A 14,118-nucleotide genomic window follows, 5' to 3' on the forward strand; every position below is an offset into this window, starting at 1 on the left:
CGCCGCCTTCCCCGCAGGTGCCCCCGCTGTGCGGCGGCCCCACAGTGGTGCCGAACTCAACGGGACTCCAAGACAAGCAGCGTCTTCCCGGATGCCGTCGCAAACAAGAGAGGGATCTTTGACGCCGGTCAAGCAGCAAACCCCCCGCTGGCGAACGCGCCTACGCCGTAGCCGGACCACGCTTCGCGCCAGCCCGGTTGGCCGAAGCTCCACGCGGGCCCTGCGAGTCGCGCGGGATCGAAACAGCCCAGCGGTCCCCTGCGCCGCCGATCGGACGGCACGACATCGCCGAATCCGGTCAAAGCCTCACGGAGACATTCCCCACCGTGGCTAGTATCGTCAACTCCCCGCCGATGGCCTGAAGGTACGCACCCATCGTCGAGGTATCCAGCCGGACACCCCCGCGTTCGATCTGACTGATACGCCCCTGCGTCACGCCCATCACCTTGGCGACCTGGACCTGCGTCATCCCCTGAGCCTTGCGCAGAGCGGCGAGTTCGTAACCCCGCTCCGCGTCGACCATCTCCCGCTTGATCTCGTCGATGCGGGCACGCTTCTCCGGAGTGATGTCGGCGGTCACGTCATTCATGCTGCCGAGCTTCACGCTTCGTTCTCCTCCCTCAGAGCTTCAAGGTACGCGGCGTACTTGGCGTCAGCCTGTTTGATCGCCTTCGGATACCACGCTTCCCACTGCCGCCCGCTCGCCTTGTTCCCGGCCACCAGGAACACCCCGCGCCGGACGGGATCGAAGACGAACAGCATCCGGATACTGACCGAGCCTCCACTCCGGGGCCGAAGCTCCCGCATGTTGCGGAACTGACTGCCCTCGATGGCTCCCACGGTCGGGCGCCGCAACGCCGGCCCCGATTCCTGTTAACCACTCCAGTGGGGCAATGACGTGATCGTGACTGTCGGGGTCATCCTTGGCGAACACTTGGATCCACTCCAGGACATCGGCGAAGAACCTCAACTCGTACGGTCCGTCCACGCCGAAGCATTAGCAGTGGCTAATGTCGATGGTCAGAGGAATGGGCACCCGGCAAGATCCAGCCGGGCGCCCATTCCTCGTCGGCGTACCGCCTACGCGGTCTTCTGCTCCCCCGGCTCCCGCCCCCGCGCCTCCCGCGGAATCAGCGTCGGGTTCACGTTCGAGCGGACGACCTCCGAGGTGATGACGACGCGGGCCACGTCCTTGCGGGACGGGACCTCGTACATCACCGCCTGGAGGACCTCCTCCATGATGGCGCGCAGGCCGCGCGCGCCGGTCTGGCGGAGGATGGCCTGGTCGGCGATGGCTTCGAGGGCCTCGCGCTCGAAGTCCAGCTCCACGCCGTCGAGTTCGAAAAGGCGCTGGTACTGCTTCACCAGGGCGTTGCGCGGCTCCACCAGGATCTGGAGGAGAGCCTCGCGGTCCAGGTTGTGCACGCTCGTGATGACCGGGAGGCGGCCGATGAACTCCGGGATCATGCCGAACTTCACCAGGTCCTCGGGCATGACGTCCTCGAAGCGGTCCTTCGCCTCCAGCTCCTTCTTGGAGCGGATCGTCGCGCCGAAGCCGATGCCCTTGGCACCCGCGCGGGACTCGACGAGCTTCTCCAGGCCCGCGAAGGCGCCGCCCACGATGAACAGGACGTTCGTCGTGTCGATCTGGATGAACTCCTGGTGGGGGTGCTTGCGTCCGCCCTGCGGAGGAACGGACGCCGTGGTGCCCTCCAGGATCTTCAACAGGGCCTGCTGGACGCCCTCGCCGGACACGTCACGCGTGATCGACGGGTTTTCGCTCTTACGAGCCACCTTGTCGATCTCGTCGATGTAGATGATGCCGGTCTCGGCCTTCTTGACGTCGTAGTCCGCTGCCTGGATCAGCTTCAGCAGAATGTTCTCGACGTCCTCGCCGACGTACCCCGCCTCCGTCAGCGCCGTCGCGTCGGCGATGGCGAACGGAACGTTCAGCATGCGGGCGAGAGTCTGTGCGAGGAGCGTCTTGCCGGAGCCCGTCGGGCCCAGCAGCAGAATGTTGGACTTCGCCAACTCGATGGCGTCCTCGCGGTTCTGACCCGCGCTGTTCTCGCCGGCCTGGACCCGCTTGTAGTGGTTGTACACCGCGACCGAGAGGGCCTTCTTGGCCGACTCCTGGCCTACGACGTACCCCTCGAGGAACTCGTAGATCTCGCGAGGCTTGGGAAGTTCCTCCCAGCGCACCTCGCTCGTCTCCGCGAGTTCTTCCTCGATGATCTCGTTGCAGAGATCGATGCACTCGTCGCAGATGTACACACCAGGGCCTGCGATGAGCTTCTTGACCTGCTTCTGGCTCTTGCCACAGAACGAGCACTTGAGCAGATCGCCGCCGTCACCGATGCGTGCCACGGTGTGCTTCCCCTTCGCCTGGGAGACGCCTAGGTCCAGCGGCTCCTGGTGCTGCCTTATGTCCGACGGTACCTTGCCGAGCCCCCCGTTCGGGCCCCCCTTGGCGCGGTTCACTTTGTCGTGAACCGCGCCAAGGAGCGGCAGACGATACAGCGATCCCTCACATGTACGTCACGCGACCACTGCGTTGTTCATCTTCCGGGTGGAGATGATCTGGTCGATCAGGCCGTACGCGAGCGCGTCCTCGGCCGTGAGGATCTTGTCGCGCTCGATGTCCTCGCGGATCTTCTCGATCGGCGTGGTCGAGTGCTTGGCCAGCATGTCTTCGAGCTGGGCGCGCATCCGGAGGATCTCGTTCGCCGCGATCTCGAGGTCGGAGACCTGACCGCGGCCGGTCTCGCTGTAGGGCTGGTGGATCAGCACGCGCGCGTTCGGCAGCGCCATGCGCTTGCCCGGCGTACCGGCGGCCAGCAGGATCGCGGCGGCCGAGGCGGCCTGACCCATGCAGACGGTCTGGACGTCCGGCTTCACGAACTGCATCGTGTCGTAGATCGCCGTGAGCGCCGTGAAGGAGCCACCGGGGCTGTTGATGTAGACCGAGATGTCACGGTCGGGGTCCATCGACTCCAGGCACAGCAGCTGCGCCATGACGTCGTTGGCGGAGGCGTCGTCGATCTGCACGCCGAGGAAGATCACGCGCTCCTCGAACAGCTTCGCGTACGGGTCGTACTCACGGACGCCCTGCGAGGTGCGCTCGACGAAGCGCGGGATGACGTAGCGGGACTCCGCGCGAGGGCCGGTGTACTCGGCCTCTGTGCGGGCGTAGAGGCCGCTGCCGGGGAAGTCGTTCACTGTGTCTCCTGGAGAGCCTGGTAAGGGCTGAGGCGGTCGGCTGGGGGCTCGGAAGGGCTGGTGCCGGTCTACGCCGGCACCTGGGTCGGTACTACGCCGACGCCTGGGCCGGCGTAGAACCTGTCTACGCCGCTCCGGTGCCGCCGCCGCCCGGCATACCGGCAGCGGTGGGCATGATGTCGTCGATGAGGCCGTACGACTTGGCCTCGATCGGGTCGAACCAGCGGTCACGGTCCGAGTCGCGGGTGATCTGCTCCACGGTCTGGCCGGTGTGGAACGAGGTCAGCTCCGCCATCCGCTTCTTGGTGTGCAGCAGCCGCTCGGCGTGGATCTTGATGTCCGACGCGGAGCCGGCCAGACCGGCCGAGGGCTGGTGGATCAGGATCTCGGCGTTCGGCAGCGCGAACCGCTTGCCGGGGGTGCCCGCGCTGAGCAGGAACTGGCCCATCGAGGCGGCCATGCCCATGGCGATCGTCACCACGTCGTTCTTGATGTACTGCATGGTGTCGTAGATCGCCATGCCGGCGGTGATCGAGCCGCCGGGGCTGTTGATGTAGAGGTAAATGTCCTTGTCCGGATCGGAGGCAAGGAGCAGCAGCTGCGCCGTGATCTTGTTGGCGATGTCATCGTCGACCGCCTGGCCGAGGAAGATGATCCGCTCGCCGAGCAGCCGGTTGTAGACCTGGTCGCCGAGGCCACCACCGATGGGGTCGCCGGCGGCTGTGGGCATCAGATTCGTCACGTATCCACCTGCTCGTCTTCCGACGGCGCGGGGCCGTCTCACGTCTTCTGCTGGGGGCGTGGGACCCCGTGTGCGCGCCGTGTCGGACGGCTCCGGGGACTCCCCTGCCCTCGTACTCATGGACCCTAACGCGCGGGTCCCTCCGGGGAATCCCGCAGAGGGAACTGTTCGCTGTGAGCGCATGCGCTCCGCTGGGTGAGCAGGTCCTTCGTGGGCCCCGCCCCACCCTTCAGGGGCGCGGGGAACTGCGCGCTCAGCCCCCACGAGCCGCAGGCGCGGCTGCCTCCGGCGGTGCGTCGGCGGGTGCGGGTTGTGGGGGGCTGGTCGCGCCCACGCGGCGGAGCCGCACAATGTCACAGCCCCGCCCCCCTAAAAGCCCGATGGGCCCCCGGGTACACAAGGTGCCGGGAGCCCATCGTGGCGTACAAGCGAGGGGATCAGCCCTCGGTCTTCTCCTCGGAAGCCGCAGAGGCCTCGGTGGCCTCCTCAGCCGCTTCCTCGGCGGAGCCGTCGGCCTCGACGGTCTCAGCCGTCTCGTCCTCGTCCTCGTCGTCCAGGTCCACGAGCTCGCCGTTCGTGTCCTTGACGGTGGCGGCCTCGACGACCACGGCAAGGGCCTTGCCGCGGGCGACCTCGCCGACCAGCATCGGGACCTGGCCGCCCTCGACGACCGCCTGGGCGAACTGGTCGGGGGACATGCCGGAGGAGGCCGCACGCCGCATGAGGTGCTCGGTGAGCTCCTCCTGGTTGACGTTCAGCTTCTCCTTGTTGACGAGCTCGTCCAGGACGAACTGCGTCTTGATGCCCTTGACCGCGGCTTCCTCGGTCTCGGTGTCGAACTCTTCCTCCGTCTTGCCCTGGATCTCCAGGTACTTCGGGAGGTCGATGCCCATCTGGCCGAGCTGGTGGTGCTCCAGGTTGTGCTTGCGGGTGTTGATCTCGTCCGCGAGGAGCTTCTCGGGGACGGGCACCTCGACGAGCTCCAGCAGCTTCTCCAGGACACGCTCCTGGGCCTGCGTGGCCTGGTCGTACTGCTTCATGTTCTCGAGGCGCTTGCGGCTGTCGGCGCGCAGCTCTTCGAGGGTGTCGAACTCGGAGGCGAGCTGCGCGAAGTCGTCGTCCAGGGACGGGAGTTCGCGCGCGGCGACCTGGGTGACCTTGACGGTGACCTCGGCCTCCTTGCCGGCCGCCGAGCCGCCCTTGAGCTCGGAGGCGAAGGTGGCCTCGCCACCGGTCTCCAGGCCCGTCACAGCGTCGTCGATGCCGTCGAGCAGTTCGCCGGAGCCGATGGTGTAGGAGACACCGCTGGCGACGCCGTCCTCCAGCACCTCTCCGTCGACCTTGGCCTCCAGGTCGATCGTGACGACGTCGCCGTCCTGGGCGGCGCGCTCGACCGGCGAGGTCGAGGCGAAGCGCTCGCGCAGCTCCTCGACGGCCTTGTCGATGTCCTCTTCGCCGACCTCGACCGCGTCGACCTCGACCTCGATGCCGGAGTAGTCCGGGATCTCGATGGTCGGACGGATGTCGACCTCGGCGGTGAAGTTCAGCGTCTCGCCGTCCTTCAGCTCGGTGATGTCGACCTCGGGCTGGCCGAGGACGTTCAGCTCAGCCTCGTTGACCGCGTCGGTGTAGAACTTCGGGAGCGCGTCATTGACGGCCTCTTCGAGCACGGCGCCACGACCGAACCGCTGGTCGATGACGCGGGCCGGAATCTTGCCCTTCCGGAAGCCCTTCACCGTGACCTGCTGGTTGATCTTCTTGTACGCCGCGTCGAGGCTGTCCTTGAGCTCCTCGAAGGGCACCTCAATGCTGAGCCGAACCCGGGTCGGGTTCAGGGTCTCCACGGCGCTCTTCACGGTTCGGTCTCCTTGGGGGCTGACTTCTTGGGGTTCTGCTGACGTTCTCTGCCGGGTGCGGCGGAGCCTCAGCGGATTCGCGGCCCTGCGAGACGTAACAGTGCAGACATACGGGCGCGCAGTTTGCATACTAGCCGCAGGCGGGACACGCCCCAAAAGGTGATCTTGCCGAGGTCCGGCGCGGGGGCCGGCACGGTGGTCGGGGTGGCGGGATTTGAACCCACGGCCTTCCGCTCCCAAAGCGGACGCGCTACCAAGCTGCGCCACACCCCGTCTGGTGCGACACGTAGGGTACATGCCCGCAGACAGTGCGGCTCCCGCATTTCGTCGACCGTTTCCGCCCACCGGAACGCGCACGGAAACGGGGTGTGCGGCGAAGGGGTACGACCCGCTACGATGCTTCCGTGCCGCGCGTCACTGACCTGCGGCGCATCCTGTGCGGGCGTAGCTCAATGGTAGAGCCCTAGTCTTCCAAACTAGCTACGCGGGTTCGATTCCCGTCGCCCGCTCTGTACGGCTCGGGGCCAGGTCGGAGATTCAGTTCTCTGCCTGGCCCTGATGCGTTTGCGGGGCTTCGAGGAACGCGAGCCGGGAGTTGAGCGGACGGGCCTGAGCGAGCGGCGGTACGAGCCGGCCCGCAGCCGGGATCGCACGGAGGCGGCGTGCCGGCAGGGCTCCGGGAAGCGCCGCACAGGGGCACCCCGAGGCCCCCGTCGTCGCACACTCGCCCGTTTCGCCCCTTCGGGCGTGGGGACCCGCTCAGAACTGGATCTCGTTGATGGTCTCCGCCACCGAGTTGAGGAAGCGTTGGATGTCGTCCGCCATGCCCGTGGAGGCGAGGAAGAAGCCGAAGAGCACGGCGACCACCGCCGGCCCTCCCTTGATCGATCCACCCCGTATCAACACCACCAGGACGATCCCCAACAGCAGCACCACTGACAGCGAAATGGCCACAACTGATCACACCCTACGGTCGGTCCGCTCTCCCGGCCCGGAGGTGCAACCCCGCACACCCCCGCCAGAACCATCGTGCCACCAACAGGCCCGGCGTATGCGGCGGGTGAGGCATCCATCGGCCGCCGACCTGAACGGCCAGGTCCCGCACGGCAATTCGAGGCACCCCCCGCACGGGAAATTCAGGATGATCATTTCCGTGTCCACACAACCTGTTCGCAGGTAATTCGAATTGTTGCCACAGGCACACCAACGGCGCTGACCAGCGGGTCACTAAAGACGACTCAACCGGACATTTCACCAGAGTCGCCCGCGAGTGTTATGCACCATTTAGTCGTGACGAAGTCGGACGTAACGACCGTCCTGGGCGGGCCGACAGTATGTCAATCGGCATGGACATCGCTATGTCGACTTCGCCAAATCCCGTATGCCCGCCGGGAGATAAGCAGGATTTGCCTCAGGGGTTTTACGAAATCCCACGGACAACGCTAGGGTGCCTCAGATGTTCTACGCTGCCCCGTCCCCCGCACGCGCAGCGAGGTCCCGGATCGTCTCCCCCAGTTCCTGGTGGGAGGGTCTGTGACGAACTCGCTCCGCCCGCACGGCCATCAGAGGTCTCCGCTCCCGCCGGCCCAGACAGCGGCGCAGGGAGTGCCGAGCCCGCGACCACCGCAGACCCGGCAGCCGGGTACAGCCCCCGCCCAGCCCGGCGCCAAGCCCGCCAAGCAGCGCGACGCGTTCTTCGACAACGCCAAGTACCTGGCCATCGTGCTCGTCGCGATGGGTCACGCCTGGGAGCCGCTGACCGACCACAGCCGCGCCGCCGAGGCGCTCTACATGGTCGTCTACACCTTCCACATGCCGGCCTTCATCCTCATCTCCGGCTACTTCTCCCGCAGTTTCGACATGCGCGCCGACCGGCTCCAGCGGCTGATCACCGGCATCGCCGTGCCGTACGTCCTCTTCGAGGTCGCGTACTCCCTCTTCAAGAAGTGGGGCGACGACGACCCGACCCACCCGATCAGCCTGCTCGACCCCTGGTATCTCACCTGGTTCCTGGTCGCGTTGTTCGTGTGGCGGATGACCGTTCCGCTGTGGAAGGTCGTGCGCTGGCCGGTGCCGCTGGCGCTCGCCATCGCGGTCCTCGCCTCCGTCTCGCCCGACATCGGCGACGACCTGGACCTCCAACGGGTACTGCAGTTCCTGCCGTTCTTCGTGGTGGGCCTCTTCATGAAGCCCGAGCACTTCCAGCTGATGCGGCGCCGCGAGATGCGGATCCTGTCGGTGCCGGCGTTCGCGATCGCGGTGCTCGTGGCGTACTGGGCGGCTCCGCGCATGACGTCCGCATGGTTCTACCACCGGGACAGCGCGCAGGAGTTGGGCACTCCGTGGTGGGCCGGTGTCGTGATGACGCTCGCGCTCTTCGGCTGCTCGCTGGTGCTCACCGCCTGCTTCCTGTCGTGGGTGCCGCGCCGCAAGATGTGGTTCACGGTGCTCGGCGCGGGCACGCTGTACGGCTACCTGCTGCACGGCTTCCTCGCCAAGGGCTCCCGCTTCTGGGGCTGGTACGACGACTACACCTGGCTGTACAAGCCGCTCGGCGAGATCTTCGTCACGCTCGTCGCGGCGACGGTCATCACCCTGCTGTGCACCCCGCCCGTCCAGCGCATGTTCCGCTTCGCGATGGAGCCGAAGATGGAGTGGGCGTTCAAGCGGGACGCCGCGGAACTGGCCCGCGACCGGGCCAAGTAAGTAAGCCGTAGGGCCTGCCCGGCTAGCCGGGCAGGCCCAGGAGTGCGCGCATCCTCGCGTACTTCTGGGTCAGCCGGGCCCGCGTCGGCTCGTCGAGGACCGCCAGTCGCGCCGGGTCCGCGTTGTGGGCCAGGTCGGACTCCTTCACCAGCGAGGCCCCCGGGGTGGCCAGAATGCGCCCGGCGTACGCCTCCGGGGGCTCGCCCGCCCGCTTGGTCAGCGCCAGCACGATGTCCTTCGTACGCCGGGACAGCGCGGCCTCGTGGAGCAGCCAGTCCTCGGCGAGCACCTCGTCCTCGACGGCGTCGTGCAGCCAGGCTGCGGCGATCTGCTCCTCGTCGCCGCCGCGGGCCCGCACCCCGTCGGCCACGGCCTGGAGGTGCTCTGCGTACGGCCGCCCCGCCTTGTCGGTCTGGGCGGCGTGCGCGTCGCGGGCCAGGGACTCGACCTCGGTGAGGGTCAGCGGGGTGTGCTCGGCGGTCCGGCGCTCTTTCTCGGTCATGGTTCGAGTGTGCCGCGTATCGCCGCCCGTGCCGGGGCCGTCGCCGCCGTCAGCCCGAGCAGCAGGACGGCCGCCACGAAGGAGCCGTACAACAGCGGGGGTATGTACGGCGCCTGGCCCGTCAGGCCCTTCGTCATCGGGACGAGGGTGGCGAGCGCGATGGCCGTGCCGAGGACGATCCCGGCGAGTGCGACCAGGAGGGCCTCCCAGCGGATCATGCGCATCACCTGGCGGCGGGTGGAGCCGAGCAGCCGCAGCGTGCCCAGCTCACGGCGGCGGTCCAGGACCGTCATCACCAGCGTGTTGGCGGCGGCGACGGCCGCGAAGCCGCCGAGGACGGCCGCCATGACGGTGTTCGCCCATTCGTTGAGCTCGCGGTCCAGGGACTGGGCGGCGGTGTAGTCGCCGCGGTCCAGGACCGTACCCAGCTCCCCCAGATCGGTGGCGCGGCCGCCCTTCGTCCAGATCTCGGTGGCGAAGGAGGAGCTGACGTGGGTCGCCAGGTCGGCGTGGTTCATGGTGATCTGGGACAGTCCCATGCCGCGTCCGTACGTCGCCACGATCGTCGGCGACGCCTTCATGCCGTCGGGGAGGCGCAGGCTCAGGCGGTCGCCCACGCCGACGTCGGCCGTGCGGGCGAGGGAGGCGTCGACGGCGATCTCGCCCCGCTTCAGGGACAGGGCGCCCTTGTCGACCTCGAGGTCCTGCACCCGGGCCAGGTCCCGCGCGGACCCCGTGACGCCCTGGGTGGTGGCCGAGTCGAGGAAGCCGTTCGCCCTGAAGAGGACATCGGTCTTCAACAGACCGACGGCGGCGGTGACTTCGGGGGTGCGGGCGGCGGCGCGTACGGCGTCCGGGGGCAGACCCGTTCCCGCGTCCGCGGTCACGATGTGGTCGGCCACGATGCCGTCCCGCTGCTGTTCCTGGGTGACCCGCTCCTCGCTGGTGTGCATGAAGACCAGGACGGAGGAGAAGGCCATCGCGAGGACGATCGGGGTGATCGCGGAGGCCAGCCGACGGGCGTTGGTACGGGAGTTGGCGGCGGCGAGCGAGGCGGCGGCGCCCGCACCGCGCAGCGGGAGCCCGAACAGGGCGGCGCAGGCACGCGCGACCAGCGGTCCGAGCAGTGCCACGGCCAGCATGAACAGCATCACGATGCCCAGCGCCGCGTTGGCCGCGTCCTCGCCGGTCAGCGAGGCGGCGAGCCCCGCGCAGACGAAGCCGCCGACGGCTGCCGCGATACCCAGGGGCGTACGGATCCAGCCCGGCCGCAGCCGCTCAACGGACGCCTCGGTGAGCGCCTGGCCCGGCTTGATCCGGGCCGGGCGGCGGGCGGCCGTGTACCCGGCGAGCAGCGCGGCGACGAGGACCGCGCCCACCGCCGACACGAGCGGGATGTACGAGACGGACAGGTCGACGGCCTCCGGAATCGCCCCCTTGTCCTTGAGCTGCCCGAACCACCAGCGGGCCAGCGCGATGCCGGGCAGCCAGCCGACCAGGCCCGCGAGGGGGGCGACCAGGAGGTTCTCGGTGGCGATGGAGCGGCGGATCTGGCGCGGGGTCGTACCGATGGCACGCAGCAGGGCGAACTCGCGGGCGCGCTGGGCGACCGACAGCGCGACCGTGCCCGCCGCCGTGAAGACGGCGACCGTCGCGGCGATACCGCCGAAGGAACCGCCGATTCCGGCGAGCACCTCCTTGGCACCGGCCAGGGAGGCGTCCTCGACGGCACCTCGGTCGTCACCGGTGTGGACCTCGGCACGGTTGCCGAGGGCCTGCGCCACCTGGGACTTGAGGGTCCCGGCCGACACCCCGTCCTTCGGGAGCACGGCGATGGCGTCGATACGGCCGGGGTGCCCGGATATCCGTACGGCTTCGGTGTCGGCGAACCAGGCGGTGGGTTGCCCGGCCGCCTGCCCCGCCTCGGCCAGGCCGGAGACGCGGAAGGCGCGGGGGCCGTCGGCGGTGGTGAGGGTCACGCGGTCGCCGACAGCGCCCTTCGTCAGGACGACTTCCCCTGCCCCGGGCGCCCGGCCCGCGGTGAGCCGTTCGCCGGTGAAGGCGGTGGATCCCCACCCGTGCGCGGTGAACTCCTCACCGGCACGCGCGTGTTCACCCGTACCCGTACCCGTACTCGCCTGGACGGGGAAGGTCACGTCCGGGACGGCGAGCCGGGCCCCGGCCACCGAACCGGCCTTCTCCACCAGGGAGTCGTCCAGCCAGGCCCTGTCCGGGACCGGCACGGCGTCGTCCTCGCGGTCGTCGCCGTGGCCGGTGACGAGGTGGGCGCGCTGGTCGGCGGCGGCGACCACGGGTGCGTCGGCGTAGCGGACGGGCGGCACCGACGCGCGCAGCCCGGTCTCCAGAAGGATGCCGCAGGCAGTCACGATCAGCGCGGCCATGGCGAGCGCGACGAACGTGCCCACAAAAGCGGCGGGCTTGAAGCGGACGGCGGCGCGGGCGAGGCCGTTGGGGGCGAACATCAGGCGGCCACTCGCACGCCGGCGAGCAGCGCCATACGGGCCGCGATCCGGTCCGCGGAGGCTCGTTCGAGGTGGTCGGTGATCGAACCGTCGGCCAGGAACAGGACGCGGTCGGCCCAGGCGGCAGCCGCCGGGTCGTGGGTGACCATGACGACCGTGGCGCCCAGGCCGTCCACGGCCTGCCGGAGCAGCCCGAGGACTTCGGCGGCGGTGGTCGTGTCGAGCGCGCCGGTCGGCTCGTCCGCGAAGACGACATCCGGCCGGGTGACGAGGGCGCGGGCGATGGCGACGCGCTGCTGCTGCCCACCGGAGAGCTGGCCCGGACGGCGGCGGGCGAGCCCGTCGAGGCCGACCTGCGCGAGCACCTCCGCCGCCCGGCGCCGGTCCGGGCGGCGGCCGGCGAGACGCATCGGCAGCACCACATTCTGCTCGACGGTCAGCGACGGCAGCAGATTGAACGCCTGGAAGACGAACCCCAGACGCGAACGCCGAAGCACCGTCAGCTTGTTCTCGCTCAGGCCCGTGATCTCCGTACCGCCCAGCCGTACCGTCCCGCCGCTCGGCCGGTCGAGCCCGGCCGCGCACTGCAGGAACGTGGACTTGCCGGAGCCGGAAGGCCCCATCACGGCGGTGAAGCTGCCGCGCGGGAGGGCCAGGTCGATGCCGCGCAGGGCGTGCACGGCGGAGGAACCGCGACCGTACTGCCGCCGTACGCCCCGGAGTTCGACGGCCCAGTCCCCCACCTCAGTCACCTTCACCTCGCCGGGCATGGCGCCCCCGGCCCCGGCCGTGTACCGCTTCTTACGCAGCCCCATGGCCAGGTCCGCCCTTCCCTATCCATATCCGTATCCGTAGCCCGCTCGGTGTCATGTCCTCGAAGCTACGGATCCAGGGCCACCCGGGGCCATGAGGACGGCCGCCGAGTCGAGGTGGGGACAACCCCACCCAGAACCGTCGGCGAATCGTTTGGTAAACTAATTACTGACGATTCCTTGACACTCTCTTGACCAAGCTCAACCAAGGAGGAACGGGCCCATCGGACACGCAGACATCCTGATAGCCATGGGCGGCGCGTTTCTGGCCGCCGCGATACTCGCCCGCGCGGGAGCCCGTATCGGACTCCCCACCATCCCCCTCTTCATCCTGGCCGGCATCCTGCTCGGCCCACACACACCGGGCATCGTGCTCGTCTCGGACCCGCACGACATGGAGATGCTCTCCGCGCTCGGCCTGGTGCTGCTGCTCTTCTACCTCGGCCTCGAATTCCACATGGACGACCTCAAGGCGGGCGGCCGCAAGATGGCGCTCGCCGGCGGGACCTACCTCGCGCTGAACGTCGGCGCGGGCCTGGGCTTCGGCTTCGCCCTCGGCTGGGGCACCTCCGAGGCGCTGGTCCTCGCCGGGGTGCTCGGCATCTCGTCCTCCGCCATCGTGACGAAGGTGCTGGTGGACACCGGCCGTCTTGGCAACCCCGAGACCAAGCCGATCCTCGGCATCATCGTCGTCGAGGACATCTTCCTCGCCCTCTACCTGGCCGCCCTGCAGCCGGTCCTGTCCGGCGCCGACTCCCTCGCCTCGGCCGTCCTCGACGGCGGCAAGGCCTTCGGCTTCCTGCTGCTGCTCGCGCTCGCCGCGCGGTTCGGGACGCGGGTCGTGGGGCGGCTCTTCGCCACCAAGGACGACGAACTGCTGGTCATCTCGTTCCTCGGGGCGGCGGTGTTCATGGCGGGGGTCTCGGAGTGGTTCGGGGTGGCGGACGCGATCGGGGCGTTCATGGTCGGGCTGATGCTGGGCAGTACCGCGTCCGCCGGGCGCATACGCACGCTGGTCCATCCGCTGCGGGACGCCTTCGGCGCGATCTTCTTCTTCGCGTTCGGGCTCTCCATCGATCCGGGTGACCTTGCCACTGTGCTGTGGCCGGTGCTCGTCGCGGTGGCGGTGACGCTGGTCATGAACGTGTTGGCGGGGCTTGGGGCGGCGCGGGTGTACGGGTTCGGGGCCGGGCCTGCCGCCAATATCTCCACCACTCTTCTTGCTCGGGGGGAGTTTGCGCTCATTCTTGCCACGATGGCTGCCGGGGCGGGGCTGGACGAGCGGTTGTCGCCCTTCATCGCGGGGTATGTGCTGGTGCTGGCTGTTCTCGGGCCGCTTGCTGCGGGGCAGTCCGGGTGGCTGGCTCGGGTGTTGCCTGGGGGTAGGGCCGGTGTCGATGCCGATGTGCGGGAGCCGGCCGGGGTCGGCTGACCGCCTGGCCGTGGGCGGTTTCCTTTCCCCCACCCCACCCCTTCCCGAAACTGGGGGACTCCGCCCCCAGACCCCCGTCGGGTTTGTTTGTACGGTGCGGGTCGGCTGTGGCTTGTCGCGCAGTTCCCCGCGCCCCTGAAAAGACAAAAGACGGGGGCCTTGGGACGGTGTCATCACTGCGGGGCGGTGGGGGCTGGGTGCGCAGTTCCCCGCGCCCCTAAAAGACAAAAAGACAAAGGCAACGGCCGTGAGGCGGGGTCGGGGTCTGCACCGCAGGCCCCACTCACCCGCACTCGGCTCTCCGGCGTGAGGGGTCGTGTCGGGGTGTCCGATCGCCGCGGCAACGTGCCATGACTGGATATCCCA

At 68.8% G+C, this 14,118-nt stretch carries 12 protein-coding genes and 2 tRNA genes; 3 read left to right on the top strand and 11 right to left on the bottom strand.

Going from position 1 to position 14,118, the window contains the following annotated elements; translation table 11 throughout:
* Positions 1 to 298 precede the first annotated feature (298 nt).
* The 7 genes from AB0I18_RS26915 to AB0I18_RS26945 form a co-directional block, all read right to left on the bottom strand.
* On the bottom strand, positions 299 to 604 hold the full coding sequence (locus AB0I18_RS26915; protein WP_363108148.1) for a helix-turn-helix transcriptional regulator: 306 nt from the start codon (positions 602 to 604) through the stop codon (positions 299 to 301).
* On the bottom strand, positions 601 to 840 hold the full coding sequence (locus AB0I18_RS26920) for a type II toxin-antitoxin system RelE/ParE family toxin (RefSeq protein ID WP_363108149.1): 240 nt from the start codon (positions 838 to 840) through the stop codon (positions 601 to 603). The genes AB0I18_RS26915 and AB0I18_RS26920 overlap by 4 nt, the downstream gene beginning before the upstream one ends.
* A gap of 240 nt (positions 841 to 1,080) precedes the next feature.
* Positions 1,081 to 2,367: an ATP-dependent Clp protease ATP-binding subunit ClpX gene (gene clpX, locus AB0I18_RS26925; RefSeq protein WP_363108150.1), complete on the bottom strand. Its 1,287-nt coding sequence runs from the start codon at positions 2,365 to 2,367 to the stop codon at positions 1,081 to 1,083.
* Between the two features lie 171 nt (positions 2,368 to 2,538).
* Positions 2,539 to 3,219, bottom strand: a complete 681-nt coding sequence (locus AB0I18_RS26930; RefSeq protein ID WP_363108151.1) for an ATP-dependent Clp protease proteolytic subunit — start codon at positions 3,217 to 3,219, stop codon at positions 2,539 to 2,541.
* A gap of 124 nt (positions 3,220 to 3,343) precedes the next feature.
* On the bottom strand, positions 3,344 to 3,949 hold the full coding sequence (locus tag AB0I18_RS26935) for an ATP-dependent Clp protease proteolytic subunit (protein ID WP_363108161.1): 606 nt from the start codon (positions 3,947 to 3,949) through the stop codon (positions 3,344 to 3,346).
* A gap of 449 nt (positions 3,950 to 4,398) precedes the next feature.
* Positions 4,399 to 5,817, bottom strand: coding sequence for a trigger factor (tig, locus tag AB0I18_RS26940; protein ID WP_363108152.1), 1,419 nt, complete (start codon positions 5,815 to 5,817; stop codon positions 4,399 to 4,401).
* Between the two features lie 196 nt (positions 5,818 to 6,013).
* A tRNA-Pro gene (locus tag AB0I18_RS26945) sits at positions 6,014 to 6,090 on the bottom strand.
* Positions 6,091 to 6,255: 165 nt separating this feature from the next.
* Between AB0I18_RS26945 and AB0I18_RS26950 the strand changes: the two genes are divergently transcribed.
* Positions 6,256 to 6,326 (top strand) — tRNA-Gly (locus AB0I18_RS26950).
* A gap of 250 nt (positions 6,327 to 6,576) precedes the next feature.
* Here the strand turns inward: AB0I18_RS26950 and AB0I18_RS26955 are convergent.
* Positions 6,577 to 6,771: a hypothetical protein gene (locus AB0I18_RS26955; RefSeq protein ID WP_151481578.1), complete on the bottom strand. Its 195-nt coding sequence runs from the start codon at positions 6,769 to 6,771 to the stop codon at positions 6,577 to 6,579.
* A gap of 579 nt (positions 6,772 to 7,350) precedes the next feature.
* Here AB0I18_RS26955 and AB0I18_RS26960 point away from each other — a divergent pair.
* Positions 7,351 to 8,523 (top strand): acyltransferase family protein, encoded by a 1,173-nt coding sequence (locus AB0I18_RS26960; protein ID WP_363108153.1) that lies wholly within the window; start codon positions 7,351 to 7,353, stop codon positions 8,521 to 8,523.
* Positions 8,524 to 8,545: 22 nt separating this feature from the next.
* Here AB0I18_RS26960 and AB0I18_RS26965 read toward each other — a convergent pair whose 3' ends face one another.
* Genes AB0I18_RS26965 through AB0I18_RS26975 form a run of 3 tightly spaced genes read right to left on the bottom strand, consistent with a single transcriptional unit; the run spans position 8,546 to position 12,278 of the window.
* Entirely contained in the window at positions 8,546 to 9,025 is a 480-nt protein-coding gene (locus AB0I18_RS26965) for an HD domain-containing protein (RefSeq protein ID WP_363108154.1), read from the bottom strand.
* A complete protein-coding gene (locus AB0I18_RS26970; RefSeq protein ID WP_363108155.1) occupies positions 9,022 to 11,508 on the bottom strand; it encodes an FtsX-like permease family protein in 2,487 nt (828 codons plus the stop codon). The genes AB0I18_RS26965 and AB0I18_RS26970 overlap by 4 nt, the downstream gene beginning before the upstream one ends.
* Entirely contained in the window at positions 11,508 to 12,278 is a 771-nt protein-coding gene (locus AB0I18_RS26975; RefSeq protein WP_363108162.1) for an ABC transporter ATP-binding protein, read from the bottom strand. Before AB0I18_RS26975 ends, AB0I18_RS26970 begins: the two co-directional genes overlap by 1 nt.
* Before the next feature lie 292 nt (positions 12,279 to 12,570).
* Between AB0I18_RS26975 and AB0I18_RS26980 the strand changes: the two genes are divergently transcribed.
* Entirely contained in the window at positions 12,571 to 13,752 is a 1,182-nt protein-coding gene (locus AB0I18_RS26980; protein WP_363108156.1) for a cation:proton antiporter, read from the top strand.
* The last annotated feature ends 366 nt before the right edge of the window (positions 13,753 to 14,118 follow it).

The sequence above is a fragment of the Streptomyces sp. NPDC050704 genome (assembly GCF_040654355.1).
Taxonomy (GTDB): Bacteria; Actinomycetota; Actinomycetes; order Streptomycetales; family Streptomycetaceae; genus Streptomyces.

Excerpts from the sequence above, each read along its gene's own strand:
- AB0I18_RS26935 (WP_363108161.1), bottom strand. The coding sequence starts at position 3,949 with ATGCCCACAGCCGCCGGCGACCCCATCGGTGGTGGCCTCGGCGACCAG.
- AB0I18_RS26965 (WP_363108154.1), bottom strand. The coding sequence starts at position 9,025 with ATGACCGAGAAAGAGCGCCGGACCGCCGAGCACACCCCGCTGACCCTC.
- AB0I18_RS26970 (WP_363108155.1), bottom strand. The coding sequence starts at position 11,508 with ATGTTCGCCCCCAACGGCCTCGCCCGCGCCGCCGTCCGCTTCAAGCCC.
- AB0I18_RS26975 (WP_363108162.1), bottom strand. The coding sequence starts at position 12,278 with ATGCCCGGCGAGGTGAAGGTGACTGAGGTGGGGGACTGGGCCGTCGAA.
- AB0I18_RS26980 (WP_363108156.1), top strand. The coding sequence starts at position 12,571 with ATGGGCGGCGCGTTTCTGGCCGCCGCGATACTCGCCCGCGCGGGAGCC.